This window comes from Bordetella genomosp. 5 (assembly GCF_002261475.1).
Lineage (GTDB): Bacteria > Pseudomonadota > Gammaproteobacteria > Burkholderiales > Burkholderiaceae_B > Bordetella.
The window spans coordinates 161,438-187,346 of the sequence record NZ_NEVN01000010.1 but is presented as its reverse complement, the minus strand read 5'-3'; the positions used below and the strand labels follow the sequence as shown (position 1 = coordinate 187,346).

Below are 25,909 nucleotides of genomic sequence, written 5' to 3'. Positions count from 1 at the left end.
TTACTGGATCACGGCGAGGATTTCTTCCTCGCGGATAACGAGCAGCTCTTCGCCATCGACCTTGACGCTCTGACCGGCGTACTTGCCGAACAGGACCTTGTCGCCGACCTTCAGGTCGACCGGCAGAACCTTGCCGTCTTCCGTCTTCTTGCCGGGGCCGACAGCCACGACTTCGCCTTGATCAGGCTTTTCAGCGGCGCTGTCCGGAATGACGATGCCCGAGGCGGTTTTGCGCTCGTTGTCCAGGCGTTTGACGATCACGCGATCGTGCAGGGGACGCAGGGCCATGAGGAACTCCTGTTTCTAAAGAAGAGAGAAATGATCGGTTTAGCGCGGGAGCGCTGTTAGCACTCACCGGCGACGAGTGCTAATTATAGGGATGAGTTCTGAGGGTTCAAGGGGGAGGGGCGGTGCTGTTACATCTTTGGTGGGGCGGGGAATTGGGGTCGGGTGGGGGCCAATTCCTGATGTCGAAGTTCATTCAACTTGAGATTTGGTTCACTCAAGTTGGCAGCTGACAAATGTGTCGATGACCAGTCCACGCGGGTTGCATCCCGATTTGGCCTATGAGGTCCAAAATTCAACGAGAAAAGGGCCCTAGATCGGCACGCAGCCAGCGGCTGTTATTTGGTTCATTCAACTTGGTTTTTTGTCCAAAAAGTTCATTCAACTTGGATTTCGCACCGAAAAGTTCATTCAAGTTGAGGGTAGGAGATCGGTGTATGCGGCCGATGTCGAATTTCATTCAACTTGAGACCTTGGCCGTAACTTGGGCGGACAGTACCTCGAGCCGACCGACTGCATCCGACCCAAAGCCGACATTCCTCCAGCGCGCGAGATAGCGCAATTTTGAGCGCTCGAACCCCTTGGGCTATATCGATTGCTGCCTCGTCCGTGCGGACAAGGCCGCGGCAGATTCCTTGCGTTCGCTGTAGCGGTCTACCAGGTATGGCGCGGCATCGCGTGTGAGTAGGGTGAACTTCATAAGCTCCTCAATGACGTCGACGAGTCGGTCATAGTAGGGCGAGGGCTTCATTCGACCGGCATCGTCGAATTCTTGATAAGCCTTCGCGACCGATGACTGATTCGGGATGGTCAGCATGCGCATCCAACGCCCCAGAACCCGCATTTGGTTCACCGCGTTGAATGACTGCGATCCTCCTGAAACCTGAGTGACCGCCAGCGTCTTGCCTTGCGTCGGGCGCACCGCCCCAACTGACAGCGGGATCCAGTCGATCTGCGTCTTCATCAATCCCGTCATCGCGCCGTGGCGCTCTGGTGAACTCCACACCATGCCTTCCGCCCATTGGACCAGTTCGTGGAGCTCTCGGACCTTTGGATGGTCTTCGCTGGCGGCGTCGACCAGCGGCAGCCCGGAGGGGTTGAACAGCCGGGTTTCGCCACCTAGGGCCTGAAGCAGGCGCGCGGCCTCCTCGGCGACCAAGTGGCTGTAGGAACGCTCGCGCAAGGACCCGTACAGCAGCAAGAAGCGAGGCGCATGGGTAGCTCGCGCGGGTGAAAACAACTCGGCCGTGCTCGGTTGTGCGAACAGGGACGAGTCAACGTTGGGCAAATCGGCGAGAACCTTAGACACGATTCCCCTCCGAGTCGATCAGAGGCTCGCCGTCTTCCTTGTTGAAAGCACCACGTTGGGCCTGGGGCAGGATGTCCAGGACTGCTTCCGACGGCCGACACAGCCGAGTGCCCAGCGGCGTCACCACGATAGGGCGGTTGATCAGGATCGGATGCTGGAGCATAAAACCGATCAACTGTTCCTCAGTCCATTTCGGATCCGACAATCCCAGTTCATCGTAGGGCGTTCCCTTTTGTCGCAGCACGTCGCGCGCCGGCATACCCATAGCGGAAATCAGCTTCCCTAGCGTTTCAGCGTTGGGTGGAGTTTTCAGATACTCGATGATTGTCGGCTCTTCGCCGCTATTTCGGATCAACCCGAGGACATTGCGAGATGTCCCGCAGGCAGGGTTATGATAGATCGTGATGGAGCTCATGACATCTCTCTGTTGATACAAAGCTAGATTTTCAATTGGCCGTGGACCGCGCTCTCAACACCACAAGCGCGCCGAATGCGGCCAAGCCAATGCCACCGGATAGCCACAGCGCGTTGGCCCCCAAGGAGTCCAAGGCAAGGCCGAAGAGAAACGGGGCAGCCGCTTGAGCGATTCGCGCCGGCATCATCAACCAGCCCTGGCGAGCGCCATAGCCCTGAGGGCCGAACAGCGCCAGGGGCAATGTGCCCTTGGCAATAGTTAGAATGCCGTTGCCAGCCCCGTGCAGAATGGCGAATACCGGGGCCATCGCGGGGCCGCCGGTCAGCAGCACCGCAACGCCGGCGGGATGCGCAAGCGCCGCCAGCCGGGCTGACAACAACGGATGAACCTGGCGCAGGAATCCAAACTCAAGCAGGCGTCCAGCCACCTGTGCGGGACCGATTAGCGCGCCGACCGCCACCGCAGCTGTGAGCGTCGCGCCTGTGGCTTCCAGCATTCGCGGCAAATGCGTTGCCATCGCAGTGCTGATGAACCACGTTGCTGCGAAGACGAACGCAAGGAGGGCCGTGGCGTACCTCTGCTGTTTCGGCTCGGAAGAAGGTGGGGACGACTGGACGTGTGCGTTGTTGGAGACACTTGGGGTTTCTGCCTTTGAGACGTCTGCCGCCCTAGGGAGCCATGCATTCAGAGGCAGGCCGACCAATAGATGCAAACCTGCCCACCCCAGGCAAGCGCCGCGCCAACCAAACTGGGCTTCCATCCAGGCGGAAAGCGGCCAACCCACAGTGCTGGCGAACCCAGCAATCAGCGTAATCCCGGTGATGGCGCCGCGGGCATGATGACCATACAGGCGCACCAGGCAGGAGAAGGCCGCTTCGTAGAGTCCGGATCCCATCGCCACCCCGGTAACGAGCCAGGCGGCAACCATTGTCCACACCTCTTGAGCGGCGGCAAGCATTCCCAGCCCCGACGCAAACAACAAACTCGTGCTGACCAGGACGATTCTCCCGCCGCGACGATCGATCGCTTGTCCTGCCCAGGGACCTACCAACGCCGATGCGACCATGGCGATCGAAAAGGCCGCGTACACCGTGGGCGCGGATACACCCAGGTCGCGGGCTATCGGATCTGCCAACATCGCGGGCAAGTAGTAGGACGACGCCCAGGCTAGGGTCTGAGCAGTTCCCAGTGTGCCGACTACTCGAATCGGAGCGCCGGACATGAATCAGTTCCGCTTGGCGCCGGCGTCGTACCAGCCTTTGCTCTGATTGACGATCCGTACGACCAGCAACATCACGGGCACCTCAATAAGCACGCCCACGACAGTAGCCAGGGCAGCGCCAGACTGGAATCCGAACAGGCTGATCGCGGCGGCGACGGCAAGCTCAAAGAAGTTGGATGCCCCGATAAGTGCAGATGGGCACGCAATGTTGTGCTTCTCTCCAACGCGGCGGTTGAGCCAGTACGCCAAGCCCGAGTTGAAGAACACCTGGATGAGGATCGGCACGGCCAGCATTGCGATCACCAGAGGTTGGCCGATGATGGCTTCGCCCTGGAATGCGAACAACAGCAACAGCGTCAGGAGCAGCGCCGCCATCGAGAACGGCCCGATTCGCTCCAGCGCCGCTTCAAACGCCATTTGGCCGCGGCGAAGCAGTGCGCGGCGCCAGAGCTGGGCGAGGATGACCGGAATCACGATGTACAGCCCGACTGACACCAAGAGCGTGTCCCACGGAACGGTGATGGCCGAAAGACCCAGCAATAGTCCAACCACGGGCGCGAAGGCGAACACCATGATTGTGTCGTTCAGAGCCACCTGGGACAGCGTGAAGACCGGATCGCCACCGGTCAACCGGCTCCAGACGAAGACCATGGCAGTACACGGCGCCGCGGCCAGGAGAATCAGGCCGGCGATGTAGCTATCCAATTGGTCGGAGGGCAACCAAGGGGAGAAAATTTGGCGGATGAAAAGCCACCCCAGGAAGGCCATCGAGAAAGGCTTGACGGCCCAGTTGATGAAGAGCGTCACGCCGATGCCGCGCCAATGCTGCTTGACCTGGCCTAGTGCACCGAAGTCCACCTTGAGCAGCATCGGAATGATCATCACCCAAATCAGGATTCCAACTGGCAGGTTTACCTGGGCGATTTCTAGGCGTCCAATCGTCTGGAACAACGACGGCATGAGCTGGCCCAGCGTTACGCCCAACACGATGCAAAGGAAGACCCAAAGCGTGAGGTAGCGCTCGAATACACTCATCCCTGGGCGTTGGCGCGGAGCCGGCGCCGCCTGAGTATTGGACGTCATCGGACTACTCCCGCGACTGGCCGATACCACGCAGCTCGGTCTGGAGCGACATGGCGTCAAGACGATCAAGCGACAAAGACAGGAACAGTTCGATACGACGCTTGAGCATGCGCGCTGCGTCGTGGAAGGCCTTGATGCGTTCTTCTTCGCTTCCCTCATGCGCGGCAGGGTCCGGCACACCCCAATGCGCAGTCATCGGGTGGCCGGGCCACACGGGGCAAACTTCGCCTGCCGCGTTGTCGCACACCGTGATGATGAAGTCCATCTTTGGAGCCTCGGGGCCCGCGAACTCGTCCCAGCTCTTGCTACGGTAGCCGCCTGTCGGCAGCGAATACGATTTGAGATTGTTCAGTGCCAGGGGATGGACTTCGCCCTTGGGTGTGCTGCCGGCGGAGTACGCCCGGAAACGATCAGGACTGAGTCCATTGAGCAGCCCTTCGGCCAGAATTGAACGCGCGGAATTGCCCGTGCAAAGGAACAGCACGTTAAAAGGTGGGTGCGACATAGAAATTCCTATCAGCAGCGAGTGGAGATGGTTGCCTTCGGGGTGCAGCAACTAGTGGGCGCCGGCGCTTTCACCGGCGGTGCAGAGCAGATCGGTGCGGTGGCCTGGCCGGCTGGCGCGCCATAGGTCAGAATGGTGCCGAGCGTGTGGAAGTGTTCCCAGGCCAGACCTTGTGGATCTGTGATCCAGTATTTCTCGCTGCGGGCGTAGCAGCAGGATCCTTCCCCCTGATCCTCTAGGACCAAGCGGGCAGCCTCAGCGCTGGACTTCAACGCCTCCAGTTCCTCCGCGCTATCGGCTTGAATCCCGAAATGGTCTACGCCTCCGCCAGCGCCGCGCGTTGATATAGCGAAATTCACTGGAGGGTCGTCAAGCATCCACTTTGCGTAATCCGATTCGACGCGTGCAGGCTCCTGCGCGAACAACCGGGAGTAGAAGCCGATGTTTCTGTCCAAGTCGTCGACGTGCAAATGAACATGAAAGCGCTTCATGGGGAACTCCCGGTTAGCTGGTCGTGCAGTTGGCGATGGCGGAAGCCTCGCAGGGCGCACCTTCGCAACAGTGTTCGGTGAGGTAGCCGAGCAACCCATTCATTTGGGAAAAGTCGGCGCGATAGATTAGGTTGCGGCCCTGTTGCTCGACGCTCACCAAGCCGGCATGGGCTAGCTCCTTCAGGTGAAAGGACAATGCGTTCCTTGCAACGCCGAGTTGGTCGGCAAGCACGCTGGGCGTGAGGCCGAGAGGCCCGGCCACAACCAGGGCGCGGAACGTGCGTAGCCGCTGAGGATGGGCAAGGCCTGCGAGAGCGGAAATGGCTTGATCTTCATTCATTATTCAATCATACAACAAATATTGAATAAAAAGCTACTTTGGACGATCAGGCACGATCAAGCGTTCACCGGAAACGCGAGTGGCAGCTCCTGGCCGCGAGCCGCCCTCGATGGCCGGCCGATGACGATCCAAAGCCGACCGTGAAACTCACCACCCACACGAAAGCGCAACGCCCCACGTTCTGCCGTCACCCTCGTCGCAGAAACTCGACAAAGGCGTCTGAACTCAACGGATGGCTGACCAGATAACCCTGGATGGAGTCGCAGCCCGCGGCCTTCAATGCATCAGCCTGGCATTGGTGTTCGACCCCCTCGGCGATAGTTTTCATGCCGAGAGAGCGAGCGAGACCCACAATGCCTCGAATCACCGCCGAGGCCTTGTCTGACGCGGCCAGCCCGCGGACAAAGGATTTGTCGATCTTTAGTGTGTCGACAGGCAGTCGGACCAGGTAGCTCAAACTTGAGTATCCCGCGCCGAAGTCGTCAAGTGACGTCGATAATCCAGCTCGTTTCAGCGTGGCGAGAACTGAAGTCGCCATTTCGATATCGCTTACCAAGCAGTCCTCCGTGATTTCCACATCAAGCACGGAAACGGGGATGCCGTGTTTGGTGACGACATGGTGAATTCGATCTGCAAGCCCCATATCGAGTAGTTGCCGAGCCGATAGATTCAGGCTGATTCGCGGGACGATGACGCCCATCCGTTGCCATTCCGCGATATGCAGACAAACCGCATTGAGCAGCCATTCCACAAGTTTGCCTTCATAGGGAGACTCCAGCAGCAAAGCCAAGAACGCGGCAGGTGTCAGTAAACCACGTTCGGGATGACGCCAGCGAAGGAGTGCTTCAGCGCCGATCAGGGAGGCGTCCGATAGTGCGATCTGAGGTTGAAAATGCAGTTCGAACTGGTTCTCCGCAAATGCCGCACGGAGATCGGAGCGCAATGCGACACGGTTGCGCATGCCCCGGTCCAGTATCACGTCATACGTGCGCACTTTAAGTCCGCCTGCCGATTTGGCTGCGTACATGGCCGTATCGGCATGGCTCAGCAATGTCTCGGCGGACTTCGGATCGTCTCCCATTAGCGCGATACCAATGCTGGCGGACAGCGAGATCGCTAGGCCGCCTATTTCGAACGGCATCGCAAGCGTGTCAAGCACCGAAGATGCGCACGCTTCTGCCGCGTCTTTCGTGGTGTTGCGCAAAAGTACAACAAACTCGTCGCCGCCTACGCGCGCAGCAAAATAGGGAGGGCCGAGACTTGCGGTCAGCCGTATCGAAAAATTGCGCAGCAGTTCATCACCGACAGCATGGCCGAACGCGTCGTTGACCTCCTTGAGATGGTCCAAATCGACAAATAGCACGGCGACAGAAAAGCCGTTCGGCGTGCTTAACAAGGCAGCTTCAGCTACCGCGCGAGACAGCGCTTCCATGCAGCTGCGTCGATTCGCCAGCCCGGTCAGATAATCATGATTCGCTTCAAACTCCAACTGGGCAGCGTGCTCGTGTTCGCGCGTGACGTCGCGAAAAAGTACGGTAATGCCCTCATCGTGGCGAAATGAGCGCGCTTCGAACCAAGTGCGGAGCGGGGGGTAATAGCCCGTGTGACTCCCGGGAAGTCCTGTCGCAGCAGTCTGTCGATAGATTCGGTAGTAGCCGGAGTTTACCAAGTCCGGGTAGCACTCCCAGATTCCGCGTCCGAGGAGGTTTTTCCGGTCCTGCTGCAAATATCGCTCGGCGGTCTCGTTGAGGTACGTGAAACGCCAAGACTTGTCTATCGACATGAATCCGTCGCTCAGACTGTCGAGCATTTCCGCCAGATGAGCTGGCGTAGGCCGGTGGATCGCGGTAGCTAATGGTTGGTGTATATGTCGTGCCATTTCTCGGACCGATCTCGCGTAAGACAGAAGAACCATTGCGGGCCTGCAAACTATAGGTCCGAATATTCTAACGACCTGGTCGGAACCATGTTGGACAAGGGGCGGGGCTTACGAGATGGAATTTTCCCAAATCCAAGACTGCCTTGTAATGACCGCTACTGGCCGTAAGCGGCCAGTTTTGGTTGTTGCCCGCGGAAAACCGGAGTCAGACTGCGTTTTCGATGAGGCTGTCGAAACCGTCGAAAAGGTAGTCTGACACCTTATTTCGTTCGAGGCTGTCGAAACCGTCGAAAAGGTAGTCTGACACCTTATTCTGGTCGCGATCTTCGGCCGCCAGGGTGAGCATCCACGCTCGGTCATTGGCGTGCGCGAGCTTCCGCGCAACGCGCCGGTGCTGGTCAGCATGGACGTGGCACTGACGGCCGCGGACTCCTCGCAAATGTCGGCCGGCTGAGGCCGCTGCCGGCCCCACGCAGTGCTTGCTCAACGCTTGGGCCGCACGAACTCCACGCGCCGGTTCTGCGCCCGTCCTTGCGGATTGTCCGAACCGTTGGCCAGCCGGTTCGACTGGATCGGCTGGGTATCGCCCAGTCCCTTGACCGTCAGCCGCGACTTGTCCACGCCATGGCTGGCCAACCATTGCGCCACCGCACGGAAAACCGGAGTCAGACTGCGTTTTCGGAAAACCGGAAAAACGGAGTCAGACTGCGTTTTCGATGAAGCTGTCGAAACCGTCGAAAAGGTAGTCTGACACCTTATTGAAAAGGTAGTCTGACACCTTATTCCGATTTCCCCGTATTTCCGCACCTCATTTCTTCGCGTTCAGCTTGGTCTGGAACAGCCAGTCGCGGTAGTCGTCGAGGTCGCCGTCGAACGGGGCGACCTTGCCGTCGGCGACGATGACGAACTGGTCTGTGGTGGCACGCAGCAAGTGGCGGTCGTGCGAGACCAGCACCAGGGTGCCCTCGAACTGCGCCAGCGCCATGGTGAGCGCTTCGCGGGTTTCCAGGTCCAGGTGATTGGTCGGTTCGTCCAGCAGCAGCAGATTGGGCCGTTGCCAGACGATCAGCGCCAGGGCCAGGCGGGCTTTCTCGCCGCCCGAGAAGGGCGCGATGCTGCTGGTTGCCATGGCGCCAGCGAAGTTGAAGCCGCCCAGAAAATTACGCAGCTCTTGTTCGCGCGTGCCGGGGGCCAGCTTGACCATGTGCCACAAGGGCGATTCGTCATGGCGCAGCATCTCGACCTGATGCTGGGCGAAATAGCCGATCGACAGGCCTTTGCCGAAAATCGCTTCGCCGCCCAGCGCCTGCAGTTCTCCGGCGATGGTCTTGATGAAGGTGGACTTGCCCGCGCCGTTCACGCCCAGCAGACCGATACGCTGGCCGCCCTGGAGCGAAAAATTGATGTCCTTGATGATGATCTTGTCGGCACCGCCGTCGTCCGCGGCGGGGTAGCCGGCCAGGACGGCGTCCATGCGCAGCAGCGGATCGGGGGCGCGGTCCGGCTCCCGGAATTCGAACGAAAACTCTGCCGCGGCGCGCAAGGGGGCGAGCTCTTCCATCTTCGCCAGTGCCTTGATCCGGCTTTGCGCCTGGCGCGCCTTCGAGGCCTGGGCCTTGAAGCGATTGATGAACGATTCCAGATGCGCGCGTTGGCGCAGCTGCTTTTCCATGGCGCCGGCCGCCAGTTCGAGTTGCGCGGCGCGCTGGCGTTCGAAGGCAGAGTAGTTGCCCGCGTAGCGCTTCAGTTTGCGCTCATCGACGTGAACCACCACGTTGACCACTTCATCGAGGAAGTCGCGGTCATGCGAAATCACCAGCAACGTGCCGGGATAGCGCTTCAACCAGTCTTCCAGCCACAGGATGGCGTCCAGATCCAAGTGGTTGGTGGGTTCGTCCAGCAGCAGCAGTTCGGACGGGCACATCAGCGCCTGCGCCAGGTTCAGCCGCATCCGCCATCCACCCGAAAAGCTGGTCAGGGGCTGGTCCATTTGCTCCATCGAGAAGCCCAGGCCGGTCAGCAGCTGTTCCGCGCGCGAGCGCACGGTGTAGGCGTCGGCATCCGCGAGGGCGCCGTACAGCTCACCGATCAGCAGGCCGTTTTCGGGCGTGTCGTCAGCGGCTTCGACCTCGGCCAGCCGGGCTTCGAGGCGGCGCAGTTCCACGTCGCCGTCGATCGCGTAGTCGATCGCCGAACGCTCGAGCGCAGGCGTTTCCTGCGCCACGTAGGCCACGCGCCAGTTCGGGGGATAGCTGAGATCGCCCTGGTCGGCGTGCAGTTCGCCGCGCAGCAGGGAGAACAGGCTGGACTTGCCGGCGCCATTCGCGCCGATCAGGCCGATCTTGTCGCCGGGGTTGAGGATGAGATCGACTTTTTCCAGCAAGGGCTTGACGCCTCTTGCTAGCGAGACTTGTTGAAACCGGATCATGCAGGGAGGGGCCGCGAGGGCATAGAAGTGATGCCGCAAACCGGCGGGAGCGAGGATAACCGATTCAGGTGAGGGCTGCCCGTAACGTGTCCGGGTAATGGGCGTGCCGCATCAGGTCGTGCGGCATCGAAGGCGTGAACGATGCGCGGTCGTGCGAATACGGGATCGCGTCGAGGCCATGAAGTCCGTCGCCTGAAGGCGAGTACCAAGACAGGCTATCGATTTGCTAAGGTGTGCCCCCCTGCGACTCTGTTTCCTCACCGGACCATGAACGACAAAAAACGCCCGTCCTTGCGGGGTACCGCCATTCTGATCATGGCGCTTACCGTCCTTATTTGGGCGCTGGCCTACCCTATCGGGGCAAGCTTGCCCGAGAACTCGCTGAAAGAGCCGCTCAACTCTTCGTATGGAGTGTTGAACGTCCTGTTCACTGCGTTGGCGTTCGGCGGTGTCGTTATTACCCTGATTTTCCAGGTGAACCAGGCGAAGGAGGCACAGCAGGAGTCGGTCGAGCGATCGATCTCCGAGATGTTCCAGATCTTCACGAGCGCCGAATTCCAGGAAACCAAGGATGCGGCGTTCCGGGTGTTGATCCCCGCGATCAGGCACAGGGCGTATGCGGAATTTGTGGCGAGCCGCCTGTACGCCGTGGCGCAGTTGCCGTTTCCCGCTTCGGAGTCGATCAAGCAGTCCATCATGGATCTGGAGGGAAACGCCGAGCGAGCCAAAACGATGGAATTCTGGAAGATGGAGCGTGCGGACCGGCTGAAGCTGGACGACATCTTCAACTTCTTCGCGATGCTGGCGCAGCGGAACTCGGCATCGGACGTCATCAAGCACGTGGACTTTGCCTATGACTGGTGGCGGCCCGCCCTGCTGTTGATTGCGCAGATGCAGGTGGAGCATCGGGAGCGGCACCCGGAAATCGGGGAGTACTGCAAGGGACGACCGGTGATCGAGACGGTGCAAAGGCTGGACGTGGTGTTTGGTCACAAGCCTTTGACGTCACGGGATGAAATCTGGGCCTATCTGGCGAAGCATCCCAAGATGATCGGGTTTGGAATGGACGCCTGCTTTTCGGCGGCACCTGGCGAGGCGGGGTCTTCGAGGAAATCGTAGTCTGACTCCGATTTGACTCCGAGTTGCGCGAGGAAATCGTAGTCTGACTCCAATTTGGTCACTGCGCTGGCTCGAGACGCCGCGGAGGCTGCACAGCGGACCCTTGGGCAATAGAACGCGCAAAGCGCAATCCGCTGATGCCGAAGGCTGCCCGAAAAATCGTAGTCTGACTCCGATTAATCGGGTCGACGCCCACGCGCCTTCACCGGCTCAGCGCGGCACTCGTTTTTGCATGGCCACACCCAGGGCCACGACGGACAGGGCCAGCGGGATGAACGATACCCAGAGGACGGTGTTCCAGCCGAACGCCGACAGCAGGCCGCCGGACGAGAAGGAGCCGATCGCCATCAGGCCGAAGACGAGGAAGTCGTTGAGGGACTGCACGCGCGTTTTTTCTTCTGGCCGGTGGCACTCCAGGACCAGCGCGGAGGCGCCCAGAAAGCCGAAGTTCCAGCCGACGCCGAGCAGGATGAGCGACCACCAGAAGTGCATGACGTCGATACCGCCCAGCCCCACCGCGGCCGACACACCGATCAACACCAGCCCCGAGGTCGCGACGCGTCCCGCGCCAAAGCGGGAGATCAGCCTGCCGGTGAAGAAGCTAGGCGCGTACATGGCGATGACGTGCCACTGCAGTCCGAGGTTGGCGGACTCTTGTGAGTGGCCGCAGATGTGCATGGCCAGCGGGGCTGCCGTCATGAGGAAGTTCATGAGCATGTACGAGACGGCGCCTGCGATCACCGCGCCGATGAAGCGCGGTTGCAGCGCGATCTCGGACAGCGGGCGTCCGCCTGCGACTTCCGCGGCGGTGGGTGGGGGCAGCCTGACCCCGAGAAGGATGAACGCGGCGATGGCGGCAACCGCCGCTTGCGCCAGAAAGGTGGCGGCAAACATGTGCGGCTGCCATAGGTTCATGGTCCAGGTGACGAGCTGTGGCCCCACGACCCCGGCGGCGACGCCTCCCGCCATGACCAGCGAGAGCGCGCGCGCCCGCCGCTTGGGCTCGACGCCGTCCGCGGCGGCGAAGCGGAACGACAGGACCACGGCCGCATAGATACCGCCGAAGAACGTGGCCAGGCTGAACAGCCAGAAGCTTTCGATCATGACCGCCAGCATCCCCAGCAGGCCGGTGAGTATGCCCGCGCCGGTGCCCAGCAGAAACGCCGCGCGCCTGCCGTGGCGTCTGGCGACGGCGCCCAGGGGCAGCGTGCATGCCGCCATGCCCACCACGAAGATGGAGATCGGGAGCGTCGCCAGCATGGGCGTCGGGGCGAGCATATTGCCCACGATGGATCCTGTCGCGAACACCACGACCGAATTCGCGCCGGCCAGTGCCTGGGCGGTGCTCAGGCGCCAAATGTTGCCCTGTTGAACGCTTTCGGGCAGAACATCGGGGCGATCATGCCCGGGAGAGACGTGACTTTGGCTCATGGCTGAGAACGGCGTGCGGCGGGAACAGGGAAGCTGGCATTACAACGCAAGCTTATATTCTTGGTCTATCGACAGATTGCCAAGCTATATAGAATCCGCGACATATGAACGCGCTCATACCGTGGGAAGCCATTACCGCGCCGCCGGATGTCCTGCCGCCTGCACCGATCACCCTGAGGGTGCAGTCGATCGGCGCGCGCAATTACTTCGCGCCGCATACGCACGCGTGGAACCAGGTCGTATACGCGGTCTCGGGCGTCCTCATGGTGACGGCGGACGGGCAGTCTTTTGCGATATCGCCGAACCAGGCGGCGTGGATTCCCGCCGGGACCGTCCATCGCGTCGGTTCTTTCCTGGGCGCCGAATACCGTAGCCTTTGGCTCGCCGATCATCCCGGCGGAACGCTTTCCGCGAGTGAGGTCGCGGTGTTTGGCGTGTCTGCGCTACTGAAGGCGCTCGTCGTCGAGGCGGCGGCAGTTCAAGGGCAGACGGACGAGGATGGCTATTTCGGCCGTTTGTATCGGCTGCTACTCGACCAGCTCCGCCGTGCGACGCCGATTTCACTGGTCCTGGCATGGCCGACCAGCGCGCCGCTACTGACGCTGTGCGAGACCTTGTACAACCACCCGGCCGACTACCGAGGCCCCGATGAGTGGGGCCGCGAGTTGGGGATGTCCGGCCGGACACTGGCCAGGAAGTTCGTCGCGGAAACCGGCCTGACGTTGAGCGATTGGCGTCGCCGGCTGAAATTGTTCAGAGCCATCGAGCTGCTGGAAAGTGGTCGCGACGTAACCGGGATCGCGCTCGAGCTCGGCTACAGCTCCGCATCGTCGTTCATCTTCGCGTTCCGCTCGGAAATGAAGTGCAGCCCGATGGCTTACAAGCGGGAGCGGGCGCCAGATCGTGCCGCCGGGCCCGTCGACGACGTGCCGCCGCACGTGGATCTGCCCGGGCCGCTGAAAAGATAACCGCGTGCGCATACCGCCGTTGCGGGCGCGACAAGTGGCTGTGCGCCCCGCAGCCAGGTCGTGGCCGCTGCGCCGCTCGGCGCGCGGCATGGCGCGGGTAGTGCGCCGACCCGCGCCGACCCGCGCCGACCCGCGCTGGCCACCCGCTACCGCGGGTGGGCGAGGGCCGGCAGGGTTACGCGAGCGTCAGGCGCCCGCGTAATCGCGGGCCAGCCGCACCACCGTTACGCCGGGCTTCAGCTGCCGCAACGACGGCATGATCAGCGTGCAGTTGTCGTAGGGCGTGACGACCGGTTGCTCGTCGGCCCAGCCGATCAGCGAGCCGGCCTGTTCGAAGGTTTCCAGGCCCGACCAGGGGCCGGCAAAACGCACGTTCATCGACGGGGCCACCACGGCGTCGGTCACTTCGAGGATGCGTTGTGCGTCGGGGGCGGGCAGCAACCAGCCTGCCGGCAGGTCCGAGGCGTCCACGACGCCGGATTCGACCAGCATCCGAGCCACCATGTCGCGTGCCACGTCGCGCGAGGAGAGGTCGCCGTGGAAGCCGCATTCGATCAGCAGCGCGCAGGCGTCGTCGCGGGCGGGGTCGCCAAAGTGTTCGAAGTCGCGCATGCGCACGCCGTCCTTGTGGCCGGCGTCCACGATGACGTGCTGCGGCGCCTTCAGGCGGCGCGCCAGCGCGATATTGCGCGGCAGGACGCCCGTCAGCAGCAGCGGTGCGCCCGGTTCGTGCATCGAGTGCAGGTCCAGCAGCCAGTCGGCGCGCCGCACCCAGGGGCGCAGCGCCGCGCCGCGCTGGCGATCGGGCGTCGTGGGCGAGTCCAGGCGCTCGGCGCTCCAGACGCGATTCATGTCTTCCTGCACGAAGCGCGAGGCGTCGTGGTTCGCGTGATCGAAGCGGTCGAACGCCTCCAGATTGCAGAAGGCCAGTATCAGCTTGCCGCGGCGCGGGCGCAGCCCCGACGCCAGCAGATCCTTCAGCGCCCACGCGCCGCACAGCTCGTTGCCATGCACGAGTGCGCTCACCATGAGCGTCCGTCCCGGGACTCCCGATTCGAAGTGCCATACGCCGGGGGTGTCGGTGTTGCCGACGCTTTCGGCGGAGATGTCGGGAACGGGAAGCTTGAATTCCATGGTGTATCCGGTGGGTGCTGGGTCGGTCGGTGGCGTCGGGGCGGGCCGCGTTATTGCGCCTCGATCTTGGCGGCGGTGACCAGCGCGCCGTACTTCTTGGTCTCTTCGGCCTGGAAGGCCACCGGGTCCACGCCCGGCTTGGCGACTTCGCCGCCGGCGTCCTGCATCTTGGCGCGGAACGTGTCCGACGTCAGGCTTTCGTTCAGCGCGGTGCGCAGCTTGGTCGCGACCGGCTCGGGCAGGCCGGCAGGGCCGTACAGCGCGAACCAGAGATTGATGTCCACCGACTCGAAGCCCGGCGTCGCGGCCAGCGGCGCGATCTCCGGCGCGGCGGGGGAGGCCTTGTTCTCGGTGAGGCCCAGCGCGACGATGTTGCCGCTGCGCACCTGCGGCAGACCCGAGGACAGCACCAGCATGCCGTAATCGAGCTGACCGCTCATCAGGTCGGTCACCAGCGGCGACACGCCGCGGTAGGGCACGTGCTCGGCGCGCGTGCCGGTGGCCTGATTGATCATCTCGCCGGCCAGGTGCAGCGTGGTGCCCACGCCCGACGATCCGTAGTTGAACGCGCCCGGCGCGGCGCCCTTGAGCTTTTGCAGGTAGTCGGCGGCGGACTTGACGCCCGAGTTCTTGCTGGCGGCCAGCAGCATGGGCTGCGACGCCACGATGCCCAGCGCGGTGAAGTCCTTGGCGCTGTCGTACTTCACGGCGGTGTTGATCATGCGGGCGATCACCATTTCATTGGTCGAGCCCAGGAAGATGGTGTAGCCGTCGGGCGCGGCGCGCGCCACACGCTGCGCGCCGATGGTGCCGCCTGCGCCGCCGACGTTCTCGACCACGACAGTCTGGCCCAGACGCTTGCCCAGCTCTTCGCCCAGCAGGCGCGCGGTCAGGTCCAGGCTGCCACCGGCGGGGTAGCCCACCACCAGCGAGATGCTGCGGGCCGGATAGTCGGCCGCGCTCGCGGCAGGCGCCGCGGCGAGCGCGGCCACGGTGCACGCTGCGATCAGCGCCGCGCGCAGCGGATTGAAGATGGATTTCATGACTTTCTCCCTGGGGTGCTGTGTGGACGGCGAAGCCGTCTCATTGGAATGAGGGGCCCATTTTCGAGCCCGCCCCAGGGTCGGTCCGTGCCAAAACGGCACATTCTCGTGCTAATAGGATTCTTGGCCCGCGATTACGCTTTGCGATTGGCCGTGGCTTCCCAGGCGGCTTCCGCCAGGTCCGTCAGCCGGGCTCGCGAGCGGTACAGGCGCACTTCGAAGCTGATTTCGTCGCTGCGGCCGCCCAGCTCGGCCAACGCGCCGCGCCGGCAATCGGCCGCGACCATGGACCACGGCAGCCAGGCGACGCCGATCCCCTTCGCCACGGCGCCGTGCGCCGCGTCGAGCGAATCGCTGCGCACGAAAGGGGTAAGCGCATAGGGCGTGGCCTCGAGCCGGTCGCCCACGATGCGCTCCATTGCGAGGCCGCCCGTGTAGGTGATCAGCGGCACGGGGGCGCCGCCTTCGCGCAACAGATAGCGGGGCCGGCCGCGGGCGTCGACCTGGCTGACGGGTACCAACTTGTCGGTCGCCAGCGTCATGTAGCGGTAGCGCGAGGGGCTGAGCGGCACGGACAGCGCCGGATGCTCGTAGCAGCACAGGAGATCGACCTTGCCCTGCTCGAGTCGCACCACCAGATCCTGCGCCTTGCCGGTGTACAGCTCCACCTGTGTGCCGTCTCGCAACACTTTGGGCGTGCGGTGGCGCAGCCGTGCGATCCAGTCGGCCACCAGCGTGCGGGCCAGGCTGCGTCCGGTCGCGATGCGCAGCACGGCCTCGCCGCCGGCGCCCGAACTGCGGATGCGATGGCGCACCAGTCCCATTTGCTCGATGACCTGGGTCGCGGTCTTGAGCAGCGCTTCGCCTTCAGGCGTCAGCGTCACCGGCAGCCGCTGGCGGTCCACCAGCGGCGCGCCTGCCCACGACTCGAGCGCGCGGATGCGCCGGCCGAAGGCGGGATGCGTGACGTGCCGCAGCTCGGCCGCGCGCACGAAGCTGCCGGTCTGCGCCAGCGCGATCAGGTCTTCGAGAAGTTTCAGGTCAGCCATGGGCGACAAGCTTACGGCATTGGGCTCAAGGATCGCACCCGTGATCCTGGCATGACGCTGCCCACATCACCATGTGTACTTCACGCCGATCCTGCCCACGTATTGACGGTAGTCTTGTGCGCCCCAGCTGCCGGAGGCGTTGACCCAACCGGCCCAGCCTTTGCGGAAGTCGGCATGCAGGCCCAGCTTCAGCTCGTATCGATCCCTGGGGTACAAGTCGCCGACGGGGAGTTGATTGAAGGATACTGAGCTGTCGACGTTGCTGCGCCACCAGTTCACGGTCGCGAAGGGTTGGACCGTGCGCTTGTTGCCCAGTTCGAACGTGGTGAAGGTGCGTACGCCGAGTCGGGTGATGGCGCCGTTCGCGTCGGCGCGATCCACGCGGGTGCCGTTCTGTTCGGTGATGCTGTCGGTGTCTGACTTCACGTAGATGAGTTGAGCCTGCGGTTCCAGCGTCCAGTTTTCACGCAGCTTGAATGCGTAGCCGGCCTCCGCCGATATCGCCCAGGCCCGCGAGTCGTAATCCACGCGCGGCAGTTCGTCGCCTTGCACGCGGTTGTTGAACCATCCGTACTGGAACCAGGTGTCCACGTAGGCGCCGAGTCGGGTCGCGTCGTTCTGGAACCATGTCCCGTACACGCCGGCGCTGTAGCCGTTGACGCGGCCTTTGGCCTTGTACGGATTGCCGTCGGCCCGGGCAGTGCTGTCAGCCGTGCCGTAGCCGAGCATCGCCCCCAGGTGCAGGCGATCCGTGTCTGAGAAGAGCTTCCATTGCGCAAGATCGCCGCCGCCCTGCAGCAGGAAGAGGTCGGTGCGCACGTCGAAGTTGCCGTCGCGGCTATGGCTGCGTTCCCACTTTCCCGATGTGCGCAGCCAGAGCGAACTGCGCCGGCTGCCGTCGGCCGCGAACGGCTGCGACTCGATGAACTGCGGTTCACCCAGACGGTCGTGCATGCTCTGCACGAACATCTCACCGACCAGTCGCTGATTGGCCAGGTACGCCGCGACCTCGGGTCGATAGAGGGGTTCGGGCGCCGGGCCGGGGCCGGGATCCGGATCGGGCTCGGGACCAGGATCAGGGCCGGGATCGGGATCCGGACCGGGGTCCGGGTCCGGGCCAGGATCAGGATCAGGATCGGGCGGCGGAGGCGGTGGTGGCGGCGGAGGAGGTGGAGGCGGGGGCGGTGGCGGCACGTCCTTTTGGGACCGCAGGTACCAGCTCTGATCGGGCGGCGCAGCGGCGGTCCCCTGGTACAGCCGATACTCGTAGGGGCCGGCCACCGCGCGGCCGGACAACGCGAACGCGCCCGCCGCGGAGGTTCCGCCGTTGACGACTTCGACCACCTGAATCCCGCCTGCCGTCGTCAGCGCGCCGGGACCGCCCGCATTCTTGATGCGCAGTTGCGATGCGCCGGTGGCGCTTCCCCCATCGATGATGAGTTTGTCCGTCGGGGAGCTGTCATTGCCCAGATACGTGTTGAGCGCGATGACGCCGTTGCCGCCGTAATTCTGCGTCGTGATGGTCTTGTAGCTGCCTGCCTGCGGAGGCGCGAAGTCGATGAGGCTGTCGGTGTTGAGCAGGTTCGTCAGGTTGGAGTTCCCCGTCACGACCCAGGTGCTGTCGTTGCTCATAGACAGGTTGGTCGTGCTGCCCGGCTGCGTCAGCACGCGCCCCTGGATCAAGGTCCGGCTGGCGGCGATATCCGCGGTCGCGGCCGATGTGGCGCCCACGTTGAGGGCGGCGTTGCCACCCGTGATGGCGGAGCCCGTCAACGATACGAGGGCGGGGCCGCCCGTCAGGTGGATGGCGTCGGCTTGGGCCGAGGTGATGGTGGTGTCGACCAGGCTGTACGTCTTTGCCGCGGCGCCCGTCGTGCCGGTCAGATGCAGGCCCTGGGCATTGGCGCCGGCGGTTTGCAGCGTCGCGCCGGTGGCGCTGAAGCGCGTGGCATTGGCCGACACGCGTACGGCATCCGCGTCTGCGCCCTGGGTGTCGACCAGGCTGCCCGTCTCGCCGTCGCGGCCAAGATTGACGGTGCCCCAGCCCTCGACGTGTATGCCGTACGCCGCCTGGCCCAGGGTGCTTATGCGGGTGCCATTGATGTTCGCCACGCCGCCGGATTGGGTGCGCACGGCCACCGAACGGTCGGTCGCCGTCAGGATCTGCCCGCCATCCACGGTCCCGGGTGTCCCGCCGTTGACGAACAGCGCGAACGAGCCGGTGGCCAGCGTGGTGACTTGCGTGTTCTTCAGTGCAAACGTGCCGCCGTTGACGTACATGCCGTAAGTGCGATCGGACTGGATGCTCATCCCATCGGCCTGGAATATGCCGTTGGTGAAGACATAAACGCCGATCGCGTTCTGCGCGCGTACGGATGTCCCCGTGCCCGCAAAGGTGCCGTAGTCCTGCACCAGAACGCCATAGGACGTCGTGCCTGCGGTCGTGATCGAGCCGTTCGTGGTGCGCAGTTCGCTGCCGGGCTCGAAGACGTGCGCGCCGTGCGAACTCGCGCCTTGGGTCAGGATGACGGTGTTGCGCAGGTCGGCCTTGGCGCCCCGCCACACCTCGGCGCCTTTCGAGCCGCTCTGCAGCGTGGTCAGCGTCGAGTCCCGCATCAGGGTCCGGGCGTCTGCGCCATACGTACGCAGGGCATGGGAGGCGGCAAAATCCGTGGTGATGTACGCGTTCGCGCCGTCGAACTCCGAGGCCTGACCCAGCGACCCGACGTTGTAAAGGCCGCGCACGCTGCCGCCGGTGGCATAGACGTACACGCCTCCCGGCCTGAGCACCATCTTGCCGCCGCTTTTGACATACAGGCCATCGATGGCGTCGCCGTTGACGCTGATGCGGATGGGCGTTCCGTCGCCCAGCGAGGGATCGAGAATGGCGAGGCCGCCCTGGACCTGAATACCCGTGCCGCCCAGTTGCAGCGGGTAGGGCGGCTTGGGCGTGATGACCGTGCCGCCGACGAACGTCAGTTCCTGGCCGGCCCTCACCTGGAAGGGGATCGTGTAAGTGTCCTGCGGGATGACTTCAGCGAAGGTCGCGGAGCCGCCGAGCGTCGCGGCAAGCCCGACCGCGACACGCGCCGCGAGCTTGGGCGAGGGAAGATCCGGGGGAACGATTTCATGTTCTGCGCATTTCACGAGCGGCTCCTGCCAGACGAAAAGTGACCGGGAAGTCAATCTGGACGTTGCAGGAACATCGATGCGTCGTCCTTTCGAGCAGACACAACATGAACGCGATGAAAAGCTACTACTACTTTGTGATTAACGCAAATATGCGATTTACAGTAGCGCGTGTTTATGGATCAGAAAATTGAGGCGTGGGTTGGATGATGAGGTGTTGAAGACGGCATTTATGCCGCGGACACCGAGACCTCCATGAATCGGGGAGGGCCACCGTCCCGTCACTGCTGGCGCGTTCTCGTTTTTCCATAACGCGAGCCGTCAGGTCGGCATGAATTTCGGAGATTCGATGTGCGGTAGGATGCGCACACGGCTGTCCGGCAGACCGGTCCTGTGACGCGCGTCTGACCGACAGAGTGATTATTCTTGCGAGCCTTGCGCCGCGAGGGAAGCCGCCGCGTTCGCTGGTTCGGATCGCGAGGTGATATCAGTACTGGTGAAGGGGATGTGATGGCTTTGAAAGCAGTTGCGTTTGATGCCTTTGGAACGCTCGTCCACATTGGCCAGCGGCGTGCCCCATTTCGCAAACTGATGCGTTGGGCGCAGGAGCAGGGACACGCGCCGCAAGACGGCGCTGCGGAGGTCGTGATGGCTCGCGCGCTGGATCTTCGTGCGGTTGCCACTGAGCTCGGTGTAATGCCTCCTGCCGAGCTGCTCGAACAGTGGGAACGTGAAATCGAGGAAGAGTTAAGCAGTATCCGCCTGTACCCGGACTCGCTGGACGTCGTTTATCGACTGCAGCAGTCGGGGCATCGGGTGGGCCTGTGCTCGAACCTGGCCTTGCCTTATGGGGCGCCGGTTCGCGCGCTGCTGCCCATGCTCGATGCTTACGCCATGAGCTATGAGGCTGGTGCGGTGAAGCCACAGCCGCGCATTTATCAGTTCCTGCTCGAGCAGTTGGGCTGCGAGGCCAATGAGGTGCTGTTTGTCGGGGATACCGCTGCCGCCGACGTGGAAGGGCCGCGCGCCTGCGGCATGCAAGCCGTCCTGCTCAAGCGCGCATCAGGTCAAACGCTTGCCGATGTCATGCCCGCCGACATGTGCGTGGGCGGGTAGCTGGAGCCGCGCCTGGCAGTGCCGACGCTGCCGCCTCTTTCGGGGGGCGGTCGGAGGCCGGGCGGATGTGGCCGATGAGGCGAGCACTGTATATCAGCGCCGTCTCATCGGCCCCCAACATCAAAACTGATAGCGCGCCGACAGCATGAAGTTGCGCGGATCGCCGTAGACGTTGCTCGGGAAGCCTACGCTGCCGGAGAGGGCGTTGTAGTACTTCTTGTCGAACAGATTGTTCACGTTCAACTGCAGGTCCAGCTGCGGCGTGGCCTGCCAGCCCACGACCAGGTCCGCGATGGTGTAGCTGCCCTGACTGATCCGGAACGGCACGCCGCTCGTGACGCCTTTGTTGTAGATGGCATCCTGGTGGTAGATCGAGCCGCCGACCCGCCAGCCCTGCAGGGGCCCCGACAGCCTGTACATGGTCGAGAGCTTGAACAGATGGCGGGGCGTGTCGGTATCGAACAGCGCGCCCACATTGCTGGCGTTGGCATCCTTGCGGTAGCGCGCGATGGCCACCGTGTAGCCGAGGCTCACCTGCCAGTTGGGCGTGACCGCGCCCTGAAGTTCGAACTCCACGCCCTGGCTGCGCACCTCGCCGGCGGCCGAGTAGCAGGTGACCGTGGGGTAGCCCGCGCACTGGCTCTGGTCGGTGCTACGGAAGGCGCGGTTTTTCTGGTCCATGCGGAACAGCGCGGCGGAGGCGTTCAGCGCGCCATCGAAGTACTCGCCCTTGATGCCGACCTCGTAGTTCTGCCCCACCACCGGGTCGAGCAGCTTGTTGCTGGCATCCAGGTAGTTCTGAGGCTTGAAGATGTCGGTGTAGCTGGCATACACCGAATGCTGCGCGTTCAGGTCGTAGATCAGCCCGGCGTATTTCGTGAATTGGCTGTTGATGCTGTAGCGGTTGCGGGCGGTGACAGACGGCGTGTTGGCGGCGAAGTTCGGGTAAGTGTTGACGGTGTCGTCGTAGTCGAACCAGTCCAGCCGGCCGCCCAGGATCAGCTTGAGCCGGTCGGCCAGATTCAGGCGTGTGGTGGCGTATACGCTTTGCTGGGTGATCTTGGCGTCCATCCAATCCCGTAGCGGGATGTGGGGATCGGCCACGGCGCTCGGGTCGAAGTGGTAGAGATCGAGGTTGCTGTTGAGCACCAGGCCTTGACGGCTGTTGCCGTCGAAGTCGACGTTGCGATAGCTAGCCCCGAGTACGAGCTCGTGCGTGCGGCCAAACAGATCGACGGGCCCGTTCGCAAAAAGATCCACACTGCTCTGCTTTTCTTTGTGCGCGTTGCGCGCGCCAAGCTGGCTGTACCGGCCGGTGGCCATGGCGTAGCTCAGGTAGTGGCCTTCCATGTCGACATCGGCCTGCGCGTAATAGGCCGAGAGGTGCACGCGCCAGTCGTTGTCGAATCGATGGTCGAGCCCCGCGAAGGCCGAGTTGGTGGTCTTGTTCCAGTGTTCCCAGTCGTTGGCATACGACGTGGACCGGGGCAGCCCCAGATCGCTGCCGTCGCGGCCGACGGGCAGGCCGGTGAAACCGTTGCCGTGCAGCCGGTTCTCCTGATGCAGGCCGCTGAGCGTAAGCGTGGTGTTGGCGCCCAGATCTTTCTCCAGGATGCCGTAGAAGGTCTGGCCGTTACTGCTTTCGCCGCGCTTATAGCTGCCGTAGTCCTGCGTGGCCACCACGCCACGGCCGCGCAGACTGCCGTCTTCCGACAGCGGGCCCGAGGCGTCGACCTCCGCGCGGTAGCGATCCCAGCTGCCGGCGCTTACGGCGAGGGACACTTGCGGCGCTGCGGTCGGCCGCTTGCGCACCAGATTGATGGCGGCCGACGGGTTGCCCGCGCCCTGCACCAGGCCGGTGGCACCGCGCACGATTTCCACGCGGTCGTAGATGGCCATATCGGTGGCCAGCAGGTCCTGCGACAGGTTGGAGCTGTCCAGGCCCACGGGCAGGCCGTCGTACATGATGTTGTCCACGTACATGCCGCGCGAGAAGAACGATGCGCGCTCGGGCCCGAAGCGTCTGAAGGTCAGGCCGGTGGCGGTCTGCACCACGTCGTTGACGGTCGCGAGCCCCTGATCCTGAATGCGTTGACGCGTGACGACCGTGACCGATTGCGGCGTCTCGCGCATCGACAGATTCAGCCGCGTGGCGGTGCTCATGCTGCCGGTGGTGTATGACTGCGTGGCCTCGGTCGTGCCGTCGGCCGCACTGGCGCCGGTGACCATCACGGCGGGCAGCGTGGCGGCCTCGGATGCGCCGGACGCGGGCTTGGGGGCGGGACGCAGAACGAATGCGCCGGTGTCCAGTTGCACGGCCTCCAGCCCGCCGCCCGCCAGCAGTCGAGCCAACGCCTCGGTGGCCGAGTATCTGCCGTTCACGCCCGCCGTGACTCTGCCCTCGGTTTGTTCCGCGGTGAACGTCAACATGATGCCGGCCGTGCTGGCCAGCTGGCGCAGGGCGGGCGCCAGCGGGCCGGCGGCGATCCTGAAGTCGGCCACGGCGGTCTCCGCACCCCGCGCGGCGGATTGGGCGCGCACGGACTCCGGCGCGGCGGCCACGAGAGCGACGATCAGCGCCAGCGGGGCAAGCGCGAAGCGGGATGGATGTGGGCGCCCCGAGGCTCGGGTGCGGTGCGGGTTCGGCATGTGCTTCCTCTTGATTGGACCTCCGGAAATTCCGGTCCCTCAGTAGGTAGGTGCCGCGAAAATGCCGATCGGGCAGTCGATGCGAAAAAAATTTTGGGCCCTAATCGGCCGGTACGACCGTCGCCCAGAAACGCGTTCGCCACTGCACACGCACGGGCAGCACGCTGGGCAGCGTGGCCAGAATACGGTCGGTATTCGCCAGGGGAAACACGCCCGAAAAGCGCAGCGCCGCGATTCGCGGGTCGACCCGCAACACGCCCGACCGGTAGCGTTCCAGCTCCGCCAGGAAGTCGTCCAGGCGCTGTTCGTCGGCCACGAGCTGTCCTCGGGCCCAAGCGTCCGCGTGCTCGCCGGCCGGGCGCGGCGGCTCGATCGCGTCGCGGCTGAACCGGGTTTGTTCGCCGGCGCGCAGCAGGCGCGTCGTGCCGGATGCGGCCCACGGCGCAATTTCCACGGCGCTTTCCAGCACCGCCACCCGGGTGTGCCCGGCACGTTGCGATACCGTGAACCGGGTGCCCAGCGAGCGGATGGTGCCCTCAGCGGTCGCCACCAGCAGCGGCCGCGCATCGGTCTGCGCCGGCCCGTGGCGCGTGGCGATCATGATTTCGCCCGCCACCAGCAGGATGCGGCGCTCGCGCGCATCGAAGCGCAGATTCACGGCGCTGTTCGTATTCAGCGTGAGCTGGGTGCCGTCTTCCAATGTCAGGTCGCGTCGCTCGCCGGTGCCCGTGCGCAGATCGGCCGTGGCGGCCTGCCAGGTGCCGGTGCGTGTTGCAAACAGGCCGGCACCGGTGGCGATCCCGCCCCACAGCAGCAGACGGGTCGCCCGGCGGCGTGCGGCGGAGCGCGGCTGGCCCGCCGCGCCATACGAGGAGAGGGCAGCATAGGCCGGCGCGCGCTCCAACGATTTCACGCGGCCCGTGAAGGCCTCCAGATGCTGCCACGCGGCTTCGTGGTCGGCATGTGCCTGACGCCATTCGCGCCACTGGCGTTGCTGTTCGTCATTTGCCTCGCCCGACATCAGCAGCGTGAGCCAGTCCGCCGCGGCATCCGCGGTGGCCCGGCTGATCAGCCGGCCACCGGGCAGGGTCAAGGTGTCTGCGCGCGCGGCCACGAGCTCAGGCCCCCCACGCGAACATGCATTCCCGGTTGGCCCGGGTCAGGTATTGCTTGACCGAGCTGGTCGACACGCCCAGTCGCTCCGCGATCTCGGCATAGCTCAGCTCCATCAGGTGCGCCAGCAGAAAGGCTTCCCGCACCTTGGGAGGCAGGCCATCGAGCACTCGGTCGATCTGTTGCAGGCTCTCCACCGCGATCAGCCGCGCTTCGGGCGAGGGCGCCACTTCCTCCGGCAGGCACGCGAGCGCTTCGAGGTAGGCGGTTTCGAGCAGCTGCCGGCGGTGCCGGTGCGCGAGGAGCCGCCCGGCGATCGTCGCGAGGAAGGGGCGCGGACTGCGGATCTCGGTCGTTGCGGTCTTGCGGTCGAGCAGGCTTAGGAACGTGTCCTGTGCCAGGTCGGCCGCGGTGAAGGTGTCGCCCACGCGCCGGCGCAGCCAGCCCTGGAGCCAGTTGCTGTGCTCGACATACAGCCCGGCCAAATCATCGGTGGCAGGTTGATTCTGGGCGGGCATGGGGACCGGACGATGGACAAGTGCAATGAGAATTGATCTCATTGTACATAAAGCATCGTCCGGTCAGTGGCTGCGTGGGGCGGTGGCTGGTCAGATTCCTGCCTCGAAGGGCAGGGCGACGCTCACCTGCCGCGGGGCGCGGGCGGCTGCTGCAGGCCGCGCGGGCTGATCGGCGTCGACATCACGATCGACGTGCGCGTCTCTCCGTAGAGATTGATGCGGCCGATGAGGCGTTCGAGATCGGCAAGGCTCAGCGCCACGAGCCGCATCACATAGGAGTCCGCGCCCGTCACGTGATGGCATTCGAGTACCTCCGGTATCGCCTCGAGAAACTTCAGGAACTTTGCCTTGGCGGGCTGGGGCACCGTGATGCCGATCAGGGCGCTGACCGCATAGCCCGCGGCGGCGACGTTGATCCGTGCGCTGTAGCTCTCGATGATGCCCGTCTCTTCCAGGCGTTTGACGCGGTCCGTGACCGCGGGCACCGATAGCCGCACCTGACGGCCCAGATCGGTGTAGGTCATGCGCCCATTTTGCTGTAGCAAGGCAAGCAGCTTCCAATCCAGATCGTCCATGGCGGCGTCTTTATTAAGGTGGAATCCGCATCTTCCCTTAAAACCTCTATTCCTGCACGCGCGCCCAATGCCTACCATGCGTAGGCATATGTAGCGTGTTTCGGGGTG

Annotated in this window: 24 protein-coding genes; 3 read left to right on the top strand and 21 right to left on the bottom strand. The window is 63.7% G+C overall.

Annotated elements, in window-relative coordinates:
* From groES to CEK29_RS19355, 12 genes are all read right to left on the bottom strand, one after another.
* Complete coding sequence (gene groES / locus CEK29_RS19405) at nt 1–288, bottom strand: co-chaperone GroES (RefSeq protein WP_094801319.1); 288 nt, start codon at nt 286–288, stop codon at nt 1–3.
* Between the two features lie 583 nt (nt 289–871).
* The gene (gene arsH / locus CEK29_RS19400) at nt 872–1,594 is read right to left on the bottom strand and encodes an arsenical resistance protein ArsH (RefSeq protein WP_094859048.1); all 723 of its coding nucleotides are present in this window, start codon (nt 1,592–1,594) and stop codon (nt 872–874) included.
* The gene (arsC, locus tag CEK29_RS19395; RefSeq protein WP_141218362.1) at nt 1,587–2,009 is read right to left on the bottom strand and encodes an arsenate reductase (glutaredoxin); all 423 of its coding nucleotides are present in this window, start codon (nt 2,007–2,009) and stop codon (nt 1,587–1,589) included. Before arsC ends, arsH begins: the two co-directional genes overlap by 8 nt.
* A gap of 31 nt (nt 2,010–2,040) precedes the next feature.
* Nucleotides 2,041–3,231: an MFS transporter gene (locus CEK29_RS19390; RefSeq protein ID WP_094859046.1), complete on the bottom strand. Its 1,191-nt coding sequence runs from the start codon at nt 3,229–3,231 to the stop codon at nt 2,041–2,043.
* A 3-nt stretch (nt 3,232–3,234) separates the two neighbouring features.
* A complete protein-coding gene (arsB, locus tag CEK29_RS19385; RefSeq protein ID WP_094859045.1) occupies nt 3,235–4,314 on the bottom strand; it encodes an ACR3 family arsenite efflux transporter in 1,080 nt (359 codons plus the stop codon).
* Between the two features lie 4 nt (nt 4,315–4,318).
* Nucleotides 4,319–4,819 (bottom strand): arsenate reductase ArsC, encoded by a 501-nt coding sequence (locus CEK29_RS19380; protein WP_094859044.1) that lies wholly within the window; start codon nt 4,817–4,819, stop codon nt 4,319–4,321.
* 11 nt (nt 4,820–4,830) lie between these two features.
* A complete protein-coding gene (locus CEK29_RS19375) occupies nt 4,831–5,310 on the bottom strand; it encodes an ArsI/CadI family heavy metal resistance metalloenzyme (protein WP_094859043.1) in 480 nt (159 codons plus the stop codon).
* A gap of 13 nt (nt 5,311–5,323) precedes the next feature.
* Nucleotides 5,324–5,650 (bottom strand): ArsR/SmtB family transcription factor, encoded by a 327-nt coding sequence (locus CEK29_RS19370; RefSeq protein ID WP_094859042.1) that lies wholly within the window; start codon nt 5,648–5,650, stop codon nt 5,324–5,326.
* A 187-nt stretch (nt 5,651–5,837) separates the two neighbouring features.
* Entirely contained in the window at nt 5,838–7,460 is a 1,623-nt protein-coding gene (locus CEK29_RS19365; RefSeq protein ID WP_094859041.1) for a sensor domain-containing protein, read from the bottom strand.
* A gap of 274 nt (nt 7,461–7,734) precedes the next feature.
* Nucleotides 7,735–7,875 (bottom strand): hypothetical protein, encoded by a 141-nt coding sequence (locus tag CEK29_RS23965; RefSeq protein WP_176456937.1) that lies wholly within the window; start codon nt 7,873–7,875, stop codon nt 7,735–7,737.
* 137 nt (nt 7,876–8,012) lie between these two features.
* Nucleotides 8,013–8,177, bottom strand: a complete 165-nt coding sequence (locus CEK29_RS19360) for a hypothetical protein (RefSeq protein WP_255176212.1) — start codon at nt 8,175–8,177, stop codon at nt 8,013–8,015.
* Between the two features lie 160 nt (nt 8,178–8,337).
* Nucleotides 8,338–9,957 (bottom strand): ABC-F family ATP-binding cassette domain-containing protein, encoded by a 1,620-nt coding sequence (locus CEK29_RS19355; protein ID WP_094801340.1) that lies wholly within the window; start codon nt 9,955–9,957, stop codon nt 8,338–8,340.
* A gap of 267 nt (nt 9,958–10,224) precedes the next feature.
* On the opposite strand from CEK29_RS19355, the gene CEK29_RS19350 reads away from it, so the two are divergent.
* The gene (locus tag CEK29_RS19350) at nt 10,225–11,076 is read left to right on the top strand and encodes a hypothetical protein (RefSeq protein ID WP_141218361.1); all 852 of its coding nucleotides are present in this window, start codon (nt 10,225–10,227) and stop codon (nt 11,074–11,076) included.
* A gap of 210 nt (nt 11,077–11,286) precedes the next feature.
* On the opposite strand, the gene CEK29_RS19345 is transcribed toward CEK29_RS19350, so the two are convergent.
* Nucleotides 11,287–12,507 carry an MFS transporter gene (locus CEK29_RS19345; RefSeq protein ID WP_094801344.1) on the bottom strand — a complete coding sequence of 407 codons (1,221 nt, stop codon included), beginning with the start codon at nt 12,505–12,507 and terminating at the stop codon, nt 11,287–11,289.
* Nucleotides 12,508–12,611: 104 nt separating this feature from the next.
* On the opposite strand from CEK29_RS19345, the gene CEK29_RS19340 reads away from it, so the two are divergent.
* Complete coding sequence (locus tag CEK29_RS19340) at nt 12,612–13,475, top strand: AraC family transcriptional regulator (protein ID WP_094859039.1); 864 nt, start codon at nt 12,612–12,614, stop codon at nt 13,473–13,475.
* A gap of 186 nt (nt 13,476–13,661) precedes the next feature.
* On the opposite strand, the gene CEK29_RS19335 is transcribed toward CEK29_RS19340, so the two are convergent.
* The 4 genes from CEK29_RS19335 to CEK29_RS19320 form a co-directional block, all read right to left on the bottom strand.
* On the bottom strand, nt 13,662–14,609 hold the full coding sequence (locus CEK29_RS19335) for a succinylglutamate desuccinylase/aspartoacylase domain-containing protein (RefSeq protein WP_094859038.1): 948 nt from the start codon (nt 14,607–14,609) through the stop codon (nt 13,662–13,664).
* A 50-nt stretch (nt 14,610–14,659) separates the two neighbouring features.
* Nucleotides 14,660–15,652, bottom strand: coding sequence for a Bug family tripartite tricarboxylate transporter substrate binding protein (locus CEK29_RS19330; RefSeq protein WP_094859037.1), 993 nt, complete (start codon nt 15,650–15,652; stop codon nt 14,660–14,662).
* A 134-nt stretch (nt 15,653–15,786) separates the two neighbouring features.
* Nucleotides 15,787–16,701: a LysR family transcriptional regulator gene (locus tag CEK29_RS19325; RefSeq protein ID WP_094859036.1), complete on the bottom strand. Its 915-nt coding sequence runs from the start codon at nt 16,699–16,701 to the stop codon at nt 15,787–15,789.
* Nucleotides 16,702–16,767: 66 nt separating this feature from the next.
* Entirely contained in the window at nt 16,768–19,848 is a 3,081-nt protein-coding gene (locus CEK29_RS19320; protein ID WP_094859035.1) for an autotransporter family protein, read from the bottom strand.
* 492 nt (nt 19,849–20,340) lie between these two features.
* Between CEK29_RS19320 and CEK29_RS19315 the strand changes: the two genes are divergently transcribed.
* Entirely contained in the window at nt 20,341–20,946 is a 606-nt protein-coding gene (locus CEK29_RS19315; protein WP_094859034.1) for an HAD family hydrolase, read from the top strand.
* A 120-nt stretch (nt 20,947–21,066) separates the two neighbouring features.
* On the opposite strand, the gene CEK29_RS19310 is transcribed toward CEK29_RS19315, so the two are convergent.
* The 4 genes from CEK29_RS19310 to CEK29_RS19295 form a co-directional block, all read right to left on the bottom strand.
* Nucleotides 21,067–23,448, bottom strand: coding sequence for a TonB-dependent siderophore receptor (locus CEK29_RS19310; RefSeq protein ID WP_255176211.1), 2,382 nt, complete (start codon nt 23,446–23,448; stop codon nt 21,067–21,069).
* Nucleotides 23,449–23,695: 247 nt separating this feature from the next.
* The gene (locus tag CEK29_RS19305; protein WP_255176210.1) at nt 23,696–24,688 is read right to left on the bottom strand and encodes a FecR domain-containing protein; all 993 of its coding nucleotides are present in this window, start codon (nt 24,686–24,688) and stop codon (nt 23,696–23,698) included.
* Nucleotides 24,689–24,713: 25 nt separating this feature from the next.
* Nucleotides 24,714–25,226 carry a sigma-70 family RNA polymerase sigma factor gene (locus CEK29_RS19300; RefSeq protein ID WP_176456936.1) on the bottom strand — a complete coding sequence of 171 codons (513 nt, stop codon included), beginning with the start codon at nt 25,224–25,226 and terminating at the stop codon, nt 24,714–24,716.
* A 122-nt stretch (nt 25,227–25,348) separates the two neighbouring features.
* Nucleotides 25,349–25,801: an Lrp/AsnC family transcriptional regulator gene (locus CEK29_RS19295; protein WP_094859031.1), complete on the bottom strand. Its 453-nt coding sequence runs from the start codon at nt 25,799–25,801 to the stop codon at nt 25,349–25,351.
* Nucleotides 25,802–25,909: the final 108 nt, after the last annotated feature.

Excerpts from the sequence above, each read along its gene's own strand:
- CEK29_RS19350 (WP_141218361.1), top strand. The coding sequence starts at position 10,225 with ATGAACGACAAAAAACGCCCGTCCTTGCGGGGTACCGCCATTCTGATC.
- CEK29_RS19355 (WP_094801340.1), bottom strand. The coding sequence starts at position 9,957 with ATGATCCGGTTTCAACAAGTCTCGCTAGCAAGAGGCGTCAAGCCCTTG.
- CEK29_RS19300 (WP_176456936.1), bottom strand. The coding sequence starts at position 25,226 with ATGCCCGCCCAGAATCAACCTGCCACCGATGATTTGGCCGGGCTGTAT.
- CEK29_RS19330 (WP_094859037.1), bottom strand. The coding sequence starts at position 15,652 with ATGAAATCCATCTTCAATCCGCTGCGCGCGGCGCTGATCGCAGCGTGC.
- CEK29_RS19390 (WP_094859046.1), bottom strand. The coding sequence starts at position 3,231 with ATGTCCGGCGCTCCGATTCGAGTAGTCGGCACACTGGGAACTGCTCAG.
- arsB (WP_094859045.1), bottom strand. The coding sequence starts at position 4,314 with ATGACGTCCAATACTCAGGCGGCGCCGGCTCCGCGCCAACGCCCAGGG.
- CEK29_RS19345 (WP_094801344.1), bottom strand. The coding sequence starts at position 12,507 with ATGAGCCAAAGTCACGTCTCTCCCGGGCATGATCGCCCCGATGTTCTG.
- CEK29_RS19340 (WP_094859039.1), top strand. The coding sequence starts at position 12,612 with ATGAACGCGCTCATACCGTGGGAAGCCATTACCGCGCCGCCGGATGTC.
- CEK29_RS19295 (WP_094859031.1), bottom strand. The coding sequence starts at position 25,801 with ATGGACGATCTGGATTGGAAGCTGCTTGCCTTGCTACAGCAAAATGGG.
- CEK29_RS19375 (WP_094859043.1), bottom strand. The coding sequence starts at position 5,310 with ATGAAGCGCTTTCATGTTCATTTGCACGTCGACGACTTGGACAGAAAC.
- CEK29_RS19370 (WP_094859042.1), bottom strand. The coding sequence starts at position 5,650 with ATGAATGAAGATCAAGCCATTTCCGCTCTCGCAGGCCTTGCCCATCCT.
- CEK29_RS19335 (WP_094859038.1), bottom strand. The coding sequence starts at position 14,609 with ATGGAATTCAAGCTTCCCGTTCCCGACATCTCCGCCGAAAGCGTCGGC.
- CEK29_RS23965 (WP_176456937.1), bottom strand. The coding sequence starts at position 7,875 with ATGCTCACCCTGGCGGCCGAAGATCGCGACCAGAATAAGGTGTCAGAC.
- CEK29_RS19325 (WP_094859036.1), bottom strand. The coding sequence starts at position 16,701 with ATGGCTGACCTGAAACTTCTCGAAGACCTGATCGCGCTGGCGCAGACC.
- groES (WP_094801319.1), bottom strand. The coding sequence starts at position 288 with ATGGCCCTGCGTCCCCTGCACGATCGCGTGATCGTCAAACGCCTGGAC.
- arsC (WP_141218362.1), bottom strand. The coding sequence starts at position 2,009 with ATGAGCTCCATCACGATCTATCATAACCCTGCCTGCGGGACATCTCGC.
- CEK29_RS19380 (WP_094859044.1), bottom strand. The coding sequence starts at position 4,819 with ATGTCGCACCCACCTTTTAACGTGCTGTTCCTTTGCACGGGCAATTCC.
- CEK29_RS19365 (WP_094859041.1), bottom strand. The coding sequence starts at position 7,460 with ATGCTCGACAGTCTGAGCGACGGATTCATGTCGATAGACAAGTCTTGG.
- CEK29_RS19315 (WP_094859034.1), top strand. The coding sequence starts at position 20,341 with ATGGCTTTGAAAGCAGTTGCGTTTGATGCCTTTGGAACGCTCGTCCAC.